The organism is Cupriavidus sp. FW306-1B-F12B (genome assembly GCF_058781795.1).
In genome coordinates, this window is record NZ_JBYSXC010000002.1 from 91,184 (window position 1) to 106,471 (window position 15,288).

Consider the following 15,288-nt stretch of genomic DNA (forward strand, 5'->3'; position numbering starts at 1 on the left):
GCTAGTCAGTTGATCTCGAGGATGACAGCAAGCTGCTTGCGTAAATCGGGGTCGTCGCCGACGGTATGCCCTTCATGTTCAATCCAGGCATGCGCATAGAAGGGGCGATTCTGCACCCCAACGATCAGGCGAAGATCGTACCCAAAGCGATAACCCACCAGAGCCAATGCGCCTGACCACTCAAGGCACTTCGTCTTTCGGTAGTAAAGCATGCAGGCCGCATTCAAGGCCTTAACCAGCTCACCAAGTTCGCATTTGGGTGTGAGTTCTCGGCGGACTTGTGCACGCTCAATAAGCTGCTTCAATCCGGCGAGACGTCTTACTGCCGAACGTTGATGCACCAGATGCAAAGCACGCAATGCTTGCAGGACAAGGGTCGTGCAGTGTGGAGTAGAAACATCTTGCTTCATTAAACGCCAACAGTTCTGGGAAACGCCGGTGTAATGAATGCGTCGGTTGCTGGTAATGGATTCAATCGCGAAATCAGATAGCTGCGTGCAAAATATGCCGAAATCATCGATTTTTTCTGCGACGGTCCTGGCATGAAGTAACAGTTTCATTGAGTGTTCTGCCGACAATACCGTGTATGTGTCCCCGGCTATATTCAAGAGGATCAGTTGATCTTCGAACCAAGCGAATCGGATGTTCTCTTGCATTTCACTATTGAACGAAGGATGGGTGGAGCTGCCCCCCTTGCGAGGCAGGCACAACGGATTCACTTAGGCCGGCGCGGGCATTTCGCTCGCGACGTTACTGCCACAGGATTCTTGTGCTTACCCCCGGGGGGCATAGGAGCATCTAGTTAAAATTGGTATACCCACGAAATGCTTTCGAGAATAGCGCCGCCCGCTTTACCTTGCGTGCTATCGGTGGCGTTGATATCCTCGAAGTCATCGCATTCAAGAATTTCATTGATTTCGTGATTCGGTTTCATGTTGATCTCCTTACGGTTCAACTCAATCAAAGTAACATCAGGTAACTTCTTTCCCCTCTTTTTGGATTGGCTCATGCGGCTTTGCCAAGGTGATGGCGACCGTCTGCTTATAGGTATAGGTGCGCGATTAGAAGAGGGTGTTCAGAGAATTCAGAAGATCACAGAAGAAATTTCTGATCCTTCGCGATTTGGCTAGCCCTCGGGGAGAGGTAGGCTGCGGCGCAGCGAAAGATTTTTGGTTCTGGATGTCAGGTGATGCCGTGCGACACAAGCGGCTCTCGAGGATGGTGAGCTCACCGATATCGCCGATGCCGTCGGCATGTCCCGCCAGAACATGCGCAAGTTGATGATCGGCTATCCCGGGTCTTTCCCGGCGCCGGTGCATGAAGGCAGCACCACACTCTGGCATTTGCTGGATGTGCTTGTATGGCTGGATCAGCGCGATTACAGCATTAACCCGATCCTTCTGGATGTCGCCGCCACGGCCATGCAAGTCAATCTTGCTCGGTGCGCCAGTCAGGTGGCGCCTGCCATGGCGCGCGAGTTGCGGGTATTGGTGGGGTAGGGGTGATGCACCGGACGCCACCCCTGTGTGCGGTAGCCGTAGCGGTCGAGGGAATCGACCAAAACGGCGAATCACTCGGTGCTTCCGAACAAGCCAATTCCTAGCGGCGGATCAAACGAATCGGCTTCATCGGTCCAACCGTCGAGGTTGCCGCATTTCATCCGGTAGGAAACCAGAGCTTTCGTCTCGACGTTGACCAATCGGCATCGTGTGCCCGGCTGAACGGTTCCCTTGAAAGGCCCGTGCCGCTGCAATACGTCAAGCGCGGTTTCGTGCAGCGGAACGGGGGCTACTGCCGTTCGCTCCGCGACGTCGATGACATAGCCGCTGAACCATGCATAGGCGAGGCATAACGCAGCAGCCCACGTACTCCAGACGAATACCTTGCTAATTGCCGGAGACGCAATCTTCATAACTTTTCCCGTAGAGTCTACGTTGCCGCCCACGCTTCAGATGCGGCGTTCGCTCATCCCGGAAGTGCCCGAATCAGCTTGCTGTCCAGGACGTAGCAGGCGGCGAACGCCAGAATGGTCATTCCCGCAATCATCAGCAATGGCCGTCGCTGTCCGGGGCTGACGTAGAGCAGGCATCCAAATGCGCCGAGCCATACCAGCGCGAGGATGAGGTCAAACAGGAGCACGGCGGCGGATACAACGCCTGCATATCCGACGAACATATCGTCCCTTGTTGGCGCTGCGACGATGTGAAAGAGGCTTAGCCCCACAAATGAAGCAGGCAACAATACCGAAGGTATCAGGAACAACCATCGTAGGGCCATTGCTCGGTCTCTCGTTGCCACAGGGAGCTCTCCTTGGCTACCTGTCCGGCATCGGGCTGCCCCGACCCTCGGCAGTGTTCGTTGAACGATCGCAACACTCATGCGGGCATGCCGGCAGAAAATCGATGGAAGCGGATCGTGTGGGCAAACCTGAGATCGGCTTGTTGTAGCTGGTTCCTGGGTCCTCGATGTGGATGCGGGCTATGCCAAAGCCCCGATCCGCCAGGAATCGACGGACCGTGTCAGCTCTGTCATGAGCCAGGTGCTTGTCTCCCTTCTCCGACTCGTCCACATGTCCGGCAATGAAGAAGCCCTCATAGTTCGGAAAGCTTGTTTTCAAGTCGGCAATCCAGCTTCCAAGTCGCAGCGCCTGCGCGGTGTCCAATGCGACTGACTCAGCGCGAAAAGTCAGATCCAACGAGCGAACAGGGCTGCATGCAATCGCACTAGGCAATGATGCACACGAGACCCAGAACACCGCCGCCGCTTTACTCAGAGCAGACGATGTAACCCGCGATATTGTCAGCATTTTCAATAGCCTTCGATCGCGTGCCTGGGCGGAAGGCGCACTCATTGATCACCACGCTATGGCGGGTGCCTTGTGCGCATCGATGGCTGGCTGCTACTGCGTGCAACACATCAGCATTGGCGATGTTGTGTCGACTAGGAAGTTGGCGCGTCACCCATCGATCCGTCGCAAGAAAGGACGCGGAAAAGAAGAGGACACCAGCCGTGTAGGCGAGGATTGCCCGCAACCGTTCGCCTGGCCGGCGCACCAGTATGTAGAGCAAAGGCAGCAAGCCACCGAAGGCGATCGCTGCCGCGCAAAGGATCGTGACAATTGCAAATGCCGCTAAAGGGCCGGTCGTAACTTGAGCAAGCGTAATCGGCATGCACGCCGAGATTGCTGCAAAGGCGACGCCCAGCAGGCTCATTGCAATGGCGCACAGATCTACAAGTCTGATGGCTTTGCTTGCCTTTGGCTTCATCACTTAAGCCCTTCTGATACAAGACGGTCCGCCAGACTCATCCAGCGCCGTGGGCTGTCGGCGACGACATGGGCATAGTAGAAATGCCCTTCGCCGTTTCCCGCAAGCATCTGCTTACTGAGAAGCGGAGCGGCAGCCATCAACTCTAGCCACGGCATACCCGCATATATCGGATCGCCGTATTGCACCAGGTCAATCACAATGGTCTTCCGGATATTGCGATGACATTGCAGATCCGCCAGAAAGTCCTGAGAGATGGGCGATCCAACCAGCACCAGATGGTCGATGACGTGGCCTTGTCTGGCGTACGACCATGCAGTCTGTGCGGCCAACAAGGATCCATAGCTGTATCCGATCAGGTTGAACTGCGGGGCTTCCGACGCCATGCCGCTGGTAATCGTCCATTCGCCGTCGTCACGGTAGCGGATGGCCATACCAGATCGAATGGCATCGAGCAGCATGCCGCTCAAAGCGTAGCCTTGCGGCAGTGTGTGCGTTGAGGAATTTGTCAGACCGGCAAAGCACTGAGAGATGCCGGCTCGGCGGAAGGCTGCCAATTGAGGCCGGACATACTCGCCATCCAGCCCGGCACCTCCCCAATACAACGTTCCCCGCGGCCGTAGCAAATATACCTTGACAGGTTCTGTGTCAGAAACGGGCGTCAGGCGTACATCGAGAGTCTTGAGTGGTTGCATGACTATACCTCCTCCCCGAATACCTCGAGCCGCACTGTCGTAGCGCGGTCCGAGAATACCCGCGTGGTAAAGCCTTCGCTGTCGGTGCGCCCTTCATGCATTCCGCTCTCGCCCGTGATGCGATACCGCTGATTCGGCAAAGGCTGGCCGCTAATCTCATCCAGCAATTGGATGCGTTGATCGTGGCTGGCAGTCTTCAGTGAGTGCAACGCTTGCTCCGTTGCCGCAACGCCACCGAGCGGGGCGGCAATATGCTCTCCTACTTCCGCTGCAGCGATCGTCATCGTGAACTGCCGCGAGGCATAGAAGACTGGTGCCGGTTGGCAGCCGCAGGCACAGATATCTCCGCTGAGCGCGACTTCTTTGCCCATGTCCGTACAAGGCACGCGTGGCCCGACGCAGACAATTGTGCCTGCGCGCTTGCATACGGGGCAGTACACGGCATCGCCTTCCCGGGCGACGGGAACGTTGTGCCAGAAGTACGAGTTGCTGCCGCCGGAAATGGTGGCACCGTTGTTGGCCTTATCGCCTCTGATGAGATAGGTCCGGGTCACCATGGCCAGACCTCCGCACGCACGTGTACGTCAGAGATTGCTGACGTGGCGCAAAGGTTTAGGTAGGTTGGTCTTGGGAGAATCGCGCTTCTGATTGAGGCCATATCCAACTCCGATGAGCATGGCAAGTCGCCACTGGAGTCATGAAACAAGGTGCCCGGTAGGGAATCAATCGGGCAAATCCGAAAATGGCGCTGGAAAGTTCCGCTTGCTGCAAACAGGGCAAAGGACACGAAGATGGCTATGCCCGATCAGTTCTGCGACACCAATCCCGACACCATTGCGGGCCATATCGTCAACATCGGAGATCGATCATGCTGCGAAGACTCGCCGTTGGCCTGCTGATCACGTGCAGCAGCTCCACATTCCCTTGCTCGCTGGTCGGCCTCGAGCACGAACTCAGCTTTGGCAACGCCGACAGCGTCTTGCCGGCAGCCGAAGTACGCAAGCTGGCCGAGTGGAACGCAAGAATGAAGGTGGGCTTTCCCAGTGGAGGGCAATATGCCGTCTTTGTCAGGCGAGCATACGGCGGGCGGCCATCGATGAATCTAGCCATGATGCGCCTGGAGAGCGCCAAGGCAGCTTTGGGGGCCATTGGATTGGTGCCGGAGCGGATCGAGCATTCGGAACTCGATACCGCGATGCTTGAGCTTCGGTCCAGTGGTAAGAACGTGGGCCCGGTAAGCGAGGTCTATGTAGTATTTGAACCGGCCTGCCCTCATCCGTGTTGCCCTGGGCCACAGCCAATCCGGTAGAAACCAATCCCGGGACTGGAGGGACCTTCTTCTACAAAGGTGGCTGAACAAATGAAATCATTTGCCTGCAAGATAGCCGGCCTTGCACTGTCTTCGGTGCTGCTAATAGGTGCCGGAGTCCTGGCCGTGCTCCTATATCCATTTTCGCTGTCAAGCGACAATACGACGATCGATGTCATCTACATGCAGTACGCCTGCGGGGACTGCTACGTACAGTACCGGGTGCTAAAGGCTGGTGGAGAGGGTGGCCAGATGCAAGCCAGAACGTTCGATAACGAGAACGATACCCCGACGCGGTTCATTGGCTGGGATGTCGTTGTCCTATACAAGGGCTCTGACCAGCCGCTTATCAAGTACGTGGACCCAAGCACCGCCTCACGCAATGACTGCATGAGCCCCGTCGTCCGGTTGCGGGGGCAGTTCAAGCGCAAGCTGATCTACATGTTCCTCTACTCCGGCGACAGATACGATGGCATCTACTTTGATGCGAACACGGCATCGATCGTCCCGAACGGCATCCACGGCTGCAGGCCGAGTCGCGGGGCGTCGATCCGATAGTCTATCGATCCGTAGGGCGCTCCCCGGTCCTTGCCATGAGACAGGTCGCATAGGCCATGACCATTGATCACGAAACCAAATCGGCTGGCGACGTCGCAATGGTGCGGCGGGCCGTCGCAACCGTCTACGGCATAGACGCGATCGAAGTGCATGAAGTCGTGCACGGGGTGAATCGAACATTCTCGCTGACGGATTCCGCCGATCGGACCTACTACCTTCGTCTGTACAGAACCCATGGACGAGGCGAAGTCGAGATCGACGCCGAGCTGCGTTTGCTAGCGCGAATCGAGCGGGATGATCTGCTGGAAGTATCGAGTGCACATTCAACGCTGGTACGAGTTTCTGCATTCCGACGAGGCGTTCAACCGATGGATCGCGCGAAGCATCAACGATCCGCAGTCCATGGAGAACGTCCCGGCCAGATTTGTCGGCGAGCGTATCGTTGGTGCTACTTGATACAGCGTTGTACAAAGTGCCTTCCCGGCACACGTTCGGGAGGTGGGCACCCATTCCGCTAGTTGACGTTGCGCCCCTTCCCATCCCAGTACGGCGCCCGCAACTCCCTCTTGAGAATCTTGCCCGCAGCGGACAACGGCATCGCGGTACGGAACTCCACCGACTTCGGGCATTTATAGCCCGCGATGAACTGCCGGCAGTGCTCCCTGATCTCGTCTTCGCTCACCGCTGCACCTGGCTTGGCAACAACGATCGCATGCACGGACTCGCCCCATACCGGATGGGGGATGCCAATGGCTGCGCACATTGCCACGTCGGGATGGCGGCCAATGGCATTCTCGACTTCTGCCGAGTACACGTTCTCGCCGCCGCTGACGATCATGTCCTTCAGGCGGTCGACAATGAAGATATGGCCCTCTTCATCCATGTATGCGCCATCCCCGGTGTGGAGCCAGCCGTCGCGCAGGGCGCGGGCAGTTTCCTCGGGCTTGTTCCAGTAGCCACGGGTGACGCTCGGCCCGCGAACGATCAGTTCGCCCACCGAGCCGCGGGGCAGTTCTGCGCCATCGGCATCGACAATCTTTACGGCGAGTCCGTATGCCGGCCTGCCGACCGAAAGATGCAAGCCGAGTGTGCGGGCGGCCTCGCCATGGTTCTCGGGCGGATTCGTGCAGACAATCATGGTCTCTGTCAGCCCGTATGAGTGCGCAAAGTCCACACCCGGCAGCTTTGCCAATGTCTGCTCAAGTACCGATGCAATGATCGGCGATGCGCCATAGCCGATCCGGCGCAGGGTGGAAAGGTTGCGCTTGCCGAAATCCGGGTGCTGGATCAGCATCTGGATCATTGTCGGCACGAGGCCGAGATCCGTGATGCCCTCGCGTTCGATGGTCTCGAGCGCCTCGCCTGCTTCGAACGACGGCACGATGACGTGAGTCTCGCCGGCGATGAATTGCATCAGCAGCCGGTTCATCGCTGCGATATGAAAGAAGGGGCCGGAGTGCAGCACGCGGCCGTTCCGGATTGGCGGCGTATCGGCCATGCGCTGGATGCAGCCAGTCCACAGGCTCATGTGGGTCATCATGACGCCCTTCGGGAAGCCGGTGGTGCCGCCTGTGTACATCACAATGGCGAGGTCTTCGTAGCCGCGATGGGCATCGTTGGCCGGCGCCGCTTCTCGAATCAGCGTGTCGAACGACAGCATGCCGGCGGGCGCCTCGCCATCGCCGGCATGGATCAGAATCGGTGAGCGCCGGGCGGTCGTGCGGATGCCATCCGCCATGTGCAGGAAGTTGTCGTCGACGATCAGGATGCCGGTGTCGCAGTCATCGAGGGAATAGACCACTTCCGGCACGCTCCACCGCGAGTTGACCGGATTCAGCACACCGCCGCCCCACCAGACGGCCATCGCATATTCGAGATAGCGGTCGGAGTTGAGCGCAAGCATTCCGACCCGGTCGCCGCGCCCCATGCCCAGGGTCTGGAGCGCACCCGCCAGTCTGGCAACGCGGTCACCGAACTCGCGGAATGTGCGCTGGCGCCCGCGGAAGATCGTGGCCACTTTCTCCGGCGATTGCTGAAGGGATCGGTGCAGGGTATCGGTCAGGTTCACGGGAGATGCTCCGTCATGTCATGCTGCAAAGAGAAGCGATTGAACCATCGGGCACGGACTTGCGGCACAGGGTTATCCCGGTAACGAAGGCTGCCCCACCCGATCCGGGTTGGGCGAGCGTGGCATGCGTTCGTGCCGCGGGACGCAAGCAACTCTGTCCTGATCGTCGACACGCCGACGTAGGCATACGCAGGCTCTCCCAGCTCGATGCTGCGATATGTCCAGAACCTTAGCCACCCGAAACAAATGTAATCGTCTGTTAATGCCACGTGCCACCGCTCTGCTTTGGTATCAAAAGCGCGCTTCCCCTTTGGTACGATCCCGCTCTTTCCGCCAGCGCCCGCCATCGTGAATCGCCGCCATGTATCGTTGTTTCGTGAATATTGCGCACGGTGGCTCGCACGCATCCCACCGCTCTGCGCCGCCGGCAGCACCATAGCCAGACGCGGTTTCAACGGCGCGATGCGCCGCCTTCGTCACCCGACGCGACGCGGCATCGTGCTGACGCTCGCCGCATTGCCGGCGCTGTTCCTGCTATATGTGCTTGCGCTCGTGCCATTCACGCCGGGCATCGGAGACATTCGCAAAGCCCGTGTCGACCGGCCAGCGTTGATTGTGTCGGCCGACGGCAGGCTGATAGACGAATTCAAACCGGCCAATCGCGAGTGGGTGTCGCTCCGGCGGATATCGCCGTACATGGTGGAAGCGTTGATCGCAACTGAAGACCGGCGCTTCCGTGAGCATTTCGGCATCGACTGGATGCGTACTGCGTCGGCTGCGCTGCATACGCTTTCCGGTGACCGGCAGGGCGGCTCGACGATCACGCAGCAGCTCGCGCGCAACCTGTATCCCGAGGAGATCGGCCGCGCACCGACCCTCGCGCGCAAGCTCAGGGAAGCGATCACGGCGTTCAAGATCGAAGCCGTGTACAGCAAGGATCAGATCCTCGAGACGTACCTGAATACAGTGCCTTTCCTGTATAACGCCTACGGCGTGGAAATGGCCGCACGCACCTATTTTGGCAAATCGGCCCATCAGCTCGACATTCTCGAGAGCGCAACGCTAGTCGGCATGCTGAAGGCCAACAGCACTTACAACCCTGTGCTCAATCCCGATCGCGCGGTGCAGCGGCGCAATACCGTGCTCGGGCAGATGAATAAGTATGGGAAGCTCAATGCCGATGCCTATAACTGGTTGAAGCGACAACCGCTCAACGTCAATTTCGCATTGCAGACCGCGCAACCGGGCGCTGCGCCGCATTTTTCGGCGCAGCTGCGCAAGTGGCTGATCGCGTGGGCCGATCGCAACGGCTACAACATCTATGCCGACGGGCTGGTCGTGCGCACGACTCTGGATTCCCGTCTGCAGGCGATGGCAACGCAGGCGGTGGACTGGCAGGCGAACCAGTTGCAATGGATCGCGAACGAAGCCTGGAACGAACGCACGGGCTGCTGGCCGGGCAACGAACTGTTCCAGGCATTCATCCGGCAAACGCCCGACTATCGCGCTGCACGCGATGCTGGCCGATCGGACCTGGCAGCACTCAGGAAGCTCGCCACGAACCCTGCCTTTGTCCGCGCGCTTTGCCGGAGCAAGACTCAGGTCCAGGCCGGCTTTGTCGCGATCGATCCACGCAACGGCGATATCAAGGCATGGGTCGGCAGTCGCAATTTCAGCGATGCACCGTTCGATCATGTGCAGCAGGCACGGCGTCAGCCGGGTTCGACATTCAAGCCGTTCGTCTATGGCGCGGCGTTCGCGGACGGGGCGCGGCCGAGCGATACGATCGTAGACCGGAACGTCGTCATTCCACTGGCCGGGGATGCGGTCTGGCGGCCTACCGATGCGGAACCGCCCACCGGCCGGCCGATGACGCTGCGCGACGCGCTGGCGTATTCGCGCAACCGCGTAACCGCGCAGCTCATGCAAAAGGAAGGCCCCGAGAAGGTCGCACGGCTCGCGCGCGCGATGGGCGTGCGCGAGAGTCCGCTCGAAGCGGTGCCGTCGCTAGCGCTCGGCACTAGCCCGGTCACGCTCAAGGAAATGGTCTCCGCGTATAGCACGATCGTGAACCGCGGAGCCTATATCGAACCGCGCATGGTCACTCGCATCGAGGATCACGACGGCAAGGTGCTCGCCGAGTTCGCGAAGGCAGCGCCAGAGCAGGCACTGCCCGCCGGTGCAGCGCAAACGCTCGTCGACGTGATGCGCGACGTCGTCAGCCGGGGCACCGGCGCGGGTATCCGGACGCGCTTCGGGATTCGCGCCGACGTGGCCGGCAAAACGGGCACGACGCAGGACAACACGGATGGCTGGTTCATCCTGATGCATCCGCAACTGGTCGCGGGCGCGTGGGTGGGTTTCGACGATGGGCGTGTGACGCTCGGCAACGATTGGGGGCAGGGCGCGCGCAGTGCCCTGCCGGTGGTGGGCGCGTTCTACGACATGGCGTTGCGCGCGCGGGCGATCGATCCCGATGCGCGGCTCGGCCCCGAGAGCCGGCCGTCTCGCACGGTCCGTGCGCAACGGCATCGGCAGTTCCTCTTCTGGAGGTTCTGATGTCGGGCGTTCGCAACGCTCAGAGAATGCTCTTGAACGCTTGCCGTTCGCGATGCGATATACGCGATCGGACGCCTGGACCAGCGCATGGCGATGCGTAATCACGATTAGCGTTGGTACCCGTTGCCGGACGCGTGCGAAGATTCGCGCCTCGCGTTCTGGGCCACGTAGCGCAGCACGGCTGCCTCGAAGACTTCTGCCTTGCCGGCAGAGCGGGTGTAGTAGGTTTTCTTGGAAATGCCGGCGGCGGCAATGGCCTCCACGCTGGTGGCGCCAAAGCCATGCTCGATGAAGAGCCGGGCGGCGTGAACCATGCACTACACCTCTGGCTGTGGCCGATCGCAAGCGGCTGTCCAGGGGCTTAGCCAGCTCTCAGCCATTTGTAGGCTCAACCTTACAATGGCCCGCCGTTGTCCCATCCGCGGCTCGGCTCGGCGACGGGCTCTGATTGAGGAGCGGTCGCTGGCTTCCTGCCACTCTTCCATCCGCGACTTGGCTCGGCTGCAGGCTCAAGTCGAGGCGGCGGGGCGTGGCGGTTCGCTCGCGGCCTGCCAGGCGGCGGGGTCGGAGCGGTCGCTTGCCCCGGCGCGCAAAGGGCGGCGACAGAATCGCGCTCGTCCCCTGTAGCCGTATGGACGATCGCTGTTGCTTCGTCCATGTTCAGGTCATCATCCGCTAGTACGCGCAGACATTCGATTAGATTTTCTCTGGTAGGGCGATAGTGCCCACTGGCGTTGGAGATTTCGCGAAGGATGCCATTTTCGACCACAATCTCGCCAGCGCAGATCACATTATTGCCAGCATTGAGCGACGAGTGATTGAATTGCGAGCTGACGTTGCCGACCAGGCGCCCGTTTTCGGTGCTGTTCTGCACGAACAGGTTTCCGTAGAGATCCATGGTATAGATCGTGATGCCCCTGGGCGTCGAATACCAGGCACCGTTGCGGCTAAGCCGCCCATTTGACACGGTAAGCATCGTTCCAAGGCGCTCATGCTTGCGCATATAGTGGACATACATGCTTTGGCTTGAGATGGGAGCCAGCTTCTCGTAGGCAGTGAAGTCCTCTGGCCTGAACTGATCGAACTGTCGACCTTGGACCAACGGAGATGGCTGCCTTGTGTGAGCATCATGGGCGAAGCTTCCGCCCACCGGCGAAATCGTCTGGTCCAATCCATACGTTCCCGCACGGCGAAACTGGTCCCTGGCTTGATTGAACAGCACTCGCTCGACGGAGTAGCCAGCTTGAAGGGGAACTCCTGTGCGGGGGCCGGAGAGTTGCTTCTTGCGTTCGAACTGCTCGTAGCTCATAAGTAAGAGCACCTGCTTGCGAAGGTCCCGCACAGCAACGCTTCGCAACGCGCTGTTCGTCGATTCTTTCCCCGCCTTAATCTTTATCCACTCGTCACACGCACCCAAGAGGGTGCCAAGATGCTGCATACGCCCATCTGCTGTCGGCGGTGGATTGGTCACCCATGCTTCCAGCAGTATGTCGATTTTCAGTAGCTTCCTCCTGCCTCGGAAGCCGGAAAGTTTGGTCTTACTCTTAAATGCCTCCAGACTGATCAGGGTGGGTTTCATGTGGTGCCTCTTGTAGACTGGAATGATGAGCAGTGCTAGCGCCGGCTTTCGCGCAGCGCTATTGGCTCAGCGAAGGTAGTCCATCATGAGTCCGCGCCAGGCCCTGTGCAATACCTGGAAACTGGTAGTAGTGAATGCACCCATTACCAGTGAGAGGACGGCAAGGCCGGGGAACAGGAGTCCGATGGCAACAAAAAAAGTTCTTCGAAGAATTCCGGGGAAAGCTGCGCGGATTTTGAGGAAGAAGGCAAAACTTGTGCGGCGCTATGCCGCTCAGGAAGCTGACGCGTAACCCGTCGGGCCGTCGCGAGAAACACCGCTACAAACAGGCAGACTCCAATGACGTAGGAGAGAGGCGCCCACGACCGTTCGCCCGGCCGGCGCAGATCTATTTCAAGATCTGGCCAGAAATAGATCCGTCGCCCTTTGCCGGATGCGGTGGTGACCGTACGCCTACCGCTAGCCTGCGCAATTACAACGCATTCGCGTGTACCAGGTCCAAGGCCTCACACGTCATTGCCAATTGCTCGGCGAGCACGGTTGAAGCCGACGTCATTGGCAAACGCAGTTCATCAGCCAGCCACCCATGCCTGGCCAGTAACGTCTTGATCGGACCTGGGTTAGGTTCTGAAAACATGAGCCGAATCAGAGGCATTAGGGCATGGAAAAGGCGGCGTGCGACGCTCAAGCGCTGCTCAGCCACAGCGCGCCACAACGCCGAGAAGAGATCAGGCCGAATGTGAGCGGACGCAACGATGGCGCCCTGACCGCCCATGCACAGGGTGGCAAGCAGTTGGTGGTCCTCTCCCGCGAGGACAGCCAGGCGGCCATCGGCGATTAACGCCTGTGTGGTTTCAGCGTTACCGCCGCAGTCCTTGATACCCCGAATATTGCCGTGATCCGCCAATGAGAGCAGCGTTTCGGCGCTGAGCGTCACACCGGTTCGGTAAGGGATGTCATACAGCACCAGCGGTGCCGTAGATCTATCGGCCAGCTCGCGAAAGTACTTCTTCAATCCTTCCTGCGACGGTCTTATGTAGTACGGTGCAGGCGCCAAGATTCCCGCCAGCGGACGTTCGTCAATCCTGTCCAGGCGGCTCAGCACATGCCGGAGATTGTTGCCAGCCAGACCCATCATGACCGGCAACTCCCCGGCCTCGGCCAGCACGGTATCCAGAACGGCCAACTGTTCCGCCTCATCGAGCGCGGCGGCTTCGCCGGTGCTGCCGCACACCACCAACCCCGCCAAGCCGCTGCTGCGGTAATGGGCCACTAGCCGCCGCAGCGCGACGTGATCAACCTCATGGTTGCGAAAAGGGGTGACCAGGGGTAGCCAGATACCACGATAGAGAGACTTCATTTCTTGCATTACATGCTCCGGATCGACCGATTCGGAAACCGCACAGGCAAGCGACAGAGCAAGAGGTGCTCAAGACAGTAAGGGAGGGATTGGCAGACCGTCTTCTACACTGATGCTGTTCCGTCGCTCAACTGACGGAACAGCACGCTCCGGTCAGATGAGCGACTGTTTTTTGGATTTGGCGCGCGCGCCCCACTGCGGCTGGTTCGCAGTGAGATCAAGACTGAGGAAGGCAGGGCGGCGGCTCATGGTTTCGTCAATCTATCCGCTTTGCCGCAATCTCGTCAAGCCTGGCTTGGACGGACTCCTTCCAAGGGGAGCGACATACCAGCTTGGCACAATGTGAAAGCCCATCGGAAGGGTATCGTTCAAAGGCAGCACCAGATGCGGCGGCAAGTTGCCGCAGATACACTATGCGCACCCGTTCAGCCAGCCAGGCGGTATCGCTCGGGTGCATGCAGGAAATCCAACCTTTTCTCCATACGAAACCGATGAAAGCCATCCTTTCTGCTCTGACTCTTGCTCTGCTGGCCCCGGTCGCTGCCCAGGCCGCCAACGAATGCGACAAGTACCGCACCAGTTACGACAAGACCTACTGCTTTGCCAAGCTGTTTCTGGAATCCGACAAAGAACTGAACGGGAGCTACAACGAACTGCGCGGCATGGTTGGAGACAGCGTGAAACAGAAGCTGAAGGACACCCAACTGGAATGGATCAAGTACCGCGACGCGTCATGCGAGCAGGGCGGCGCGATTAACGTGGATTGCAACTACCGCGTGAACCGCGACCGTGCTGAATACCTGCGCGACCGGGTGCGCGAATGCAAGGCGGGCACCTGCCGCAATGACATGATCGCCAAGAAGGCCTGGAACTGATCCGATGGCGCCGGTGATCTCCGCCAGGCGCCGCGCGGTGCTGGCATGGCTGGCAGCTTGCCTGCCCGCCCTCGCTCTCGCCATCGCGTCGCCGCCAGCCATCGGCACGCGTCCGGCCCGCATCGTCATCGATCCCGGCCACACACCGGCGCAGGGCGGCGCACTGGGCGTGCGTGGTATCCGCGAGGTCCGCTACAACGACGGCCTCGCTTCGCTGCTGGTACAGGCGTTCACACAGGCCGGGTTCGACGTGGCGCTGACCCGCGGGCCGGGCGACAACGTGTCGCTGGAAGAGCGCGCCCGCTTCGCCAACGAGCGGCAGGCCGACCTGTTCCTGTCGATCCACCACGACTCGGCGCAGTTGCAGTACCTCGAAAAGGTCGCAGTCGGCGACCACGATGCATATCGGACCACCCGGCCCATTTCCGGCTTTTCGATCTTCGTGTCGCAACGCAATGCGCACTACGCGCAAAGCCTCGCCGTTGCGCAGATGCTGGGGGCGGAAATGCACAAGCTGGGCCGGCCACCGACGCTGCATCATGCGGAGCCAATCGAAGGCGAGTCACGGGAGTTGCTGGTGCCAGATCTCGGCATCTACCGCTTCGACGATCTGGTTGTCCTCCGAAAAGCCGAGATGCCCGCCGTGCTGTTGGAAGCGGGTGTCATTGTTGATCCCGCAGACGAGGGTTACGTTAGTGATCCGGGAAATCAGGCCCGCATTGTCCATGCCATCGTCACCGCGGTGCGGGGGTATCTAGCGACGGCTCGGATCGGCTACGTACAACAGTGACAAGGCAGCGGCTGCGGTTTTGGGGGATTTGGGCAACGACTCCGTCTTCGGCCTTCCGAAATGCGGCATCACGCCGCGGCCCTCATGGCTGTAAGGCGCCTGGCGGGGCATCGATTCGATAGCCGTTTTTGCTCGCGAGGTTACGTGGGAAATCCATAATTGTCTGCGTCGTTGGATAAGTGGAGAATCGCCATTGCCCCCCGCCACGCCGCCCACCTAAGCGCCGACC

At 59.6% G+C, this 15,288-nt stretch carries 17 protein-coding genes; 6 read left to right on the plus strand and 11 right to left on the minus strand.

Annotated features, from left to right (window positions below):
- Window positions 1–5 precede the first annotated feature (5 nt).
- Both AC3WLE_RS03685 and AC3WLE_RS03690 read right to left on the minus strand, forming a co-directional pair.
- The gene (locus AC3WLE_RS03685; protein WP_492356110.1) at window positions 6–656 is read right to left on the minus strand and encodes a lasso peptide biosynthesis B2 protein; all 651 of its coding nucleotides are present in this window, start codon (window positions 654–656) and stop codon (window positions 6–8) included.
- A 146-nt stretch (window positions 657–802) separates the two neighbouring features.
- The gene (locus AC3WLE_RS03690; RefSeq protein ID WP_492356109.1) at window positions 803–1,009 is read right to left on the minus strand and encodes a hypothetical protein; all 207 of its coding nucleotides are present in this window, start codon (window positions 1,007–1,009) and stop codon (window positions 803–805) included.
- Window positions 1,010–1,253: 244 nt separating this feature from the next.
- Here AC3WLE_RS03690 and AC3WLE_RS03695 point away from each other — a divergent pair, with 244 nt between their 5' ends.
- The gene (locus AC3WLE_RS03695; protein WP_492356108.1) at window positions 1,254–1,499 is read left to right on the plus strand and encodes a DNA-binding protein; all 246 of its coding nucleotides are present in this window, start codon (window positions 1,254–1,256) and stop codon (window positions 1,497–1,499) included.
- A gap of 71 nt (window positions 1,500–1,570) precedes the next feature.
- On the opposite strand, the gene AC3WLE_RS03700 is transcribed toward AC3WLE_RS03695, so the two are convergent.
- The 5 genes from AC3WLE_RS03700 to AC3WLE_RS03720 all read right to left on the minus strand — a co-directional run bounded on the left by AC3WLE_RS03700 (window position 1,571) and on the right by AC3WLE_RS03720 (window position 4,518).
- Complete coding sequence (locus AC3WLE_RS03700; RefSeq protein WP_492356107.1) at window positions 1,571–1,912, minus strand: hypothetical protein; 342 nt, start codon at window positions 1,910–1,912, stop codon at window positions 1,571–1,573.
- 53 nt (window positions 1,913–1,965) lie between these two features.
- Window positions 1,966–2,277: a hypothetical protein gene (locus tag AC3WLE_RS03705; RefSeq protein ID WP_492356106.1), complete on the minus strand. Its 312-nt coding sequence runs from the start codon at window positions 2,275–2,277 to the stop codon at window positions 1,966–1,968.
- A 488-nt stretch (window positions 2,278–2,765) separates the two neighbouring features.
- Entirely contained in the window at window positions 2,766–3,269 is a 504-nt protein-coding gene (locus AC3WLE_RS03710; RefSeq protein ID WP_492356105.1) for a hypothetical protein, read from the minus strand.
- The gene (locus tag AC3WLE_RS03715; RefSeq protein ID WP_492356104.1) at window positions 3,266–3,961 is read right to left on the minus strand and encodes a thioesterase domain-containing protein; all 696 of its coding nucleotides are present in this window, start codon (window positions 3,959–3,961) and stop codon (window positions 3,266–3,268) included. Before AC3WLE_RS03715 ends, AC3WLE_RS03710 begins: the two co-directional genes overlap by 4 nt.
- 2 nt (window positions 3,962–3,963) lie before the next feature.
- Window positions 3,964–4,518 carry a PAAR domain-containing protein gene (locus tag AC3WLE_RS03720; protein ID WP_492356103.1) on the minus strand — a complete coding sequence of 185 codons (555 nt, stop codon included), beginning with the start codon at window positions 4,516–4,518 and terminating at the stop codon, window positions 3,964–3,966.
- A 311-nt stretch (window positions 4,519–4,829) separates the two neighbouring features.
- On the opposite strand from AC3WLE_RS03720, the gene AC3WLE_RS03725 reads away from it, so the two are divergent.
- Together AC3WLE_RS03725 and AC3WLE_RS03730 are read left to right on the plus strand one after the other, a co-directional pair.
- Window positions 4,830–5,270 carry a hypothetical protein gene (locus tag AC3WLE_RS03725; protein ID WP_492356102.1) on the plus strand — a complete coding sequence of 147 codons (441 nt, stop codon included), beginning with the start codon at window positions 4,830–4,832 and terminating at the stop codon, window positions 5,268–5,270.
- A 51-nt stretch (window positions 5,271–5,321) separates the two neighbouring features.
- Entirely contained in the window at window positions 5,322–5,828 is a 507-nt protein-coding gene (locus tag AC3WLE_RS03730) for a hypothetical protein (protein WP_492356101.1), read from the plus strand.
- A gap of 514 nt (window positions 5,829–6,342) precedes the next feature.
- Here the strand turns inward: AC3WLE_RS03730 and AC3WLE_RS03735 are convergent.
- A complete protein-coding gene (locus tag AC3WLE_RS03735; protein ID WP_492320339.1) occupies window positions 6,343–7,896 on the minus strand; it encodes an acyl-CoA synthetase in 1,554 nt (517 codons plus the stop codon).
- Between the two features lie 348 nt (window positions 7,897–8,244).
- Between AC3WLE_RS03735 and AC3WLE_RS03740 the strand changes: the two genes are divergently transcribed.
- Window positions 8,245–10,455 (plus strand): penicillin-binding protein 1A, encoded by a 2,211-nt coding sequence (locus AC3WLE_RS03740; RefSeq protein WP_492356100.1) that lies wholly within the window; start codon window positions 8,245–8,247, stop codon window positions 10,453–10,455.
- A gap of 107 nt (window positions 10,456–10,562) precedes the next feature.
- Here the strand turns inward: AC3WLE_RS03740 and AC3WLE_RS03745 are convergent, their stop codons facing one another.
- The 3 genes from AC3WLE_RS03745 to dapA all read right to left on the minus strand — a co-directional run bounded on the left by AC3WLE_RS03745 (window position 10,563) and on the right by dapA (window position 13,403).
- Window positions 10,563–10,769 (minus strand): helix-turn-helix domain-containing protein, encoded by a 207-nt coding sequence (locus AC3WLE_RS03745; RefSeq protein ID WP_492320337.1) that lies wholly within the window; start codon window positions 10,767–10,769, stop codon window positions 10,563–10,565.
- 80 nt (window positions 10,770–10,849) lie between these two features.
- Window positions 10,850–12,034 (minus strand): IQM protein middle domain-containing protein, encoded by a 1,185-nt coding sequence (locus AC3WLE_RS03750; protein WP_492356099.1) that lies wholly within the window; start codon window positions 12,032–12,034, stop codon window positions 10,850–10,852.
- Window positions 12,035–12,506: 472 nt separating this feature from the next.
- The gene (dapA, locus tag AC3WLE_RS03755; protein ID WP_492356098.1) at window positions 12,507–13,403 is read right to left on the minus strand and encodes a 4-hydroxy-tetrahydrodipicolinate synthase; all 897 of its coding nucleotides are present in this window, start codon (window positions 13,401–13,403) and stop codon (window positions 12,507–12,509) included.
- Between the two features lie 482 nt (window positions 13,404–13,885).
- Here dapA and AC3WLE_RS03760 point away from each other — a divergent pair, with 482 nt between their 5' ends.
- Window positions 13,886–14,269, plus strand: a complete 384-nt coding sequence (locus AC3WLE_RS03760) for a lysozyme inhibitor LprI family protein (RefSeq protein WP_492363562.1) — start codon at window positions 13,886–13,888, stop codon at window positions 14,267–14,269.
- Window positions 14,270–14,273: 4 nt separating this feature from the next.
- The gene (locus AC3WLE_RS03765; RefSeq protein ID WP_492356096.1) at window positions 14,274–15,059 is read left to right on the plus strand and encodes an N-acetylmuramoyl-L-alanine amidase family protein; all 786 of its coding nucleotides are present in this window, start codon (window positions 14,274–14,276) and stop codon (window positions 15,057–15,059) included.
- Window positions 15,060–15,288: the final 229 nt, after the last annotated feature.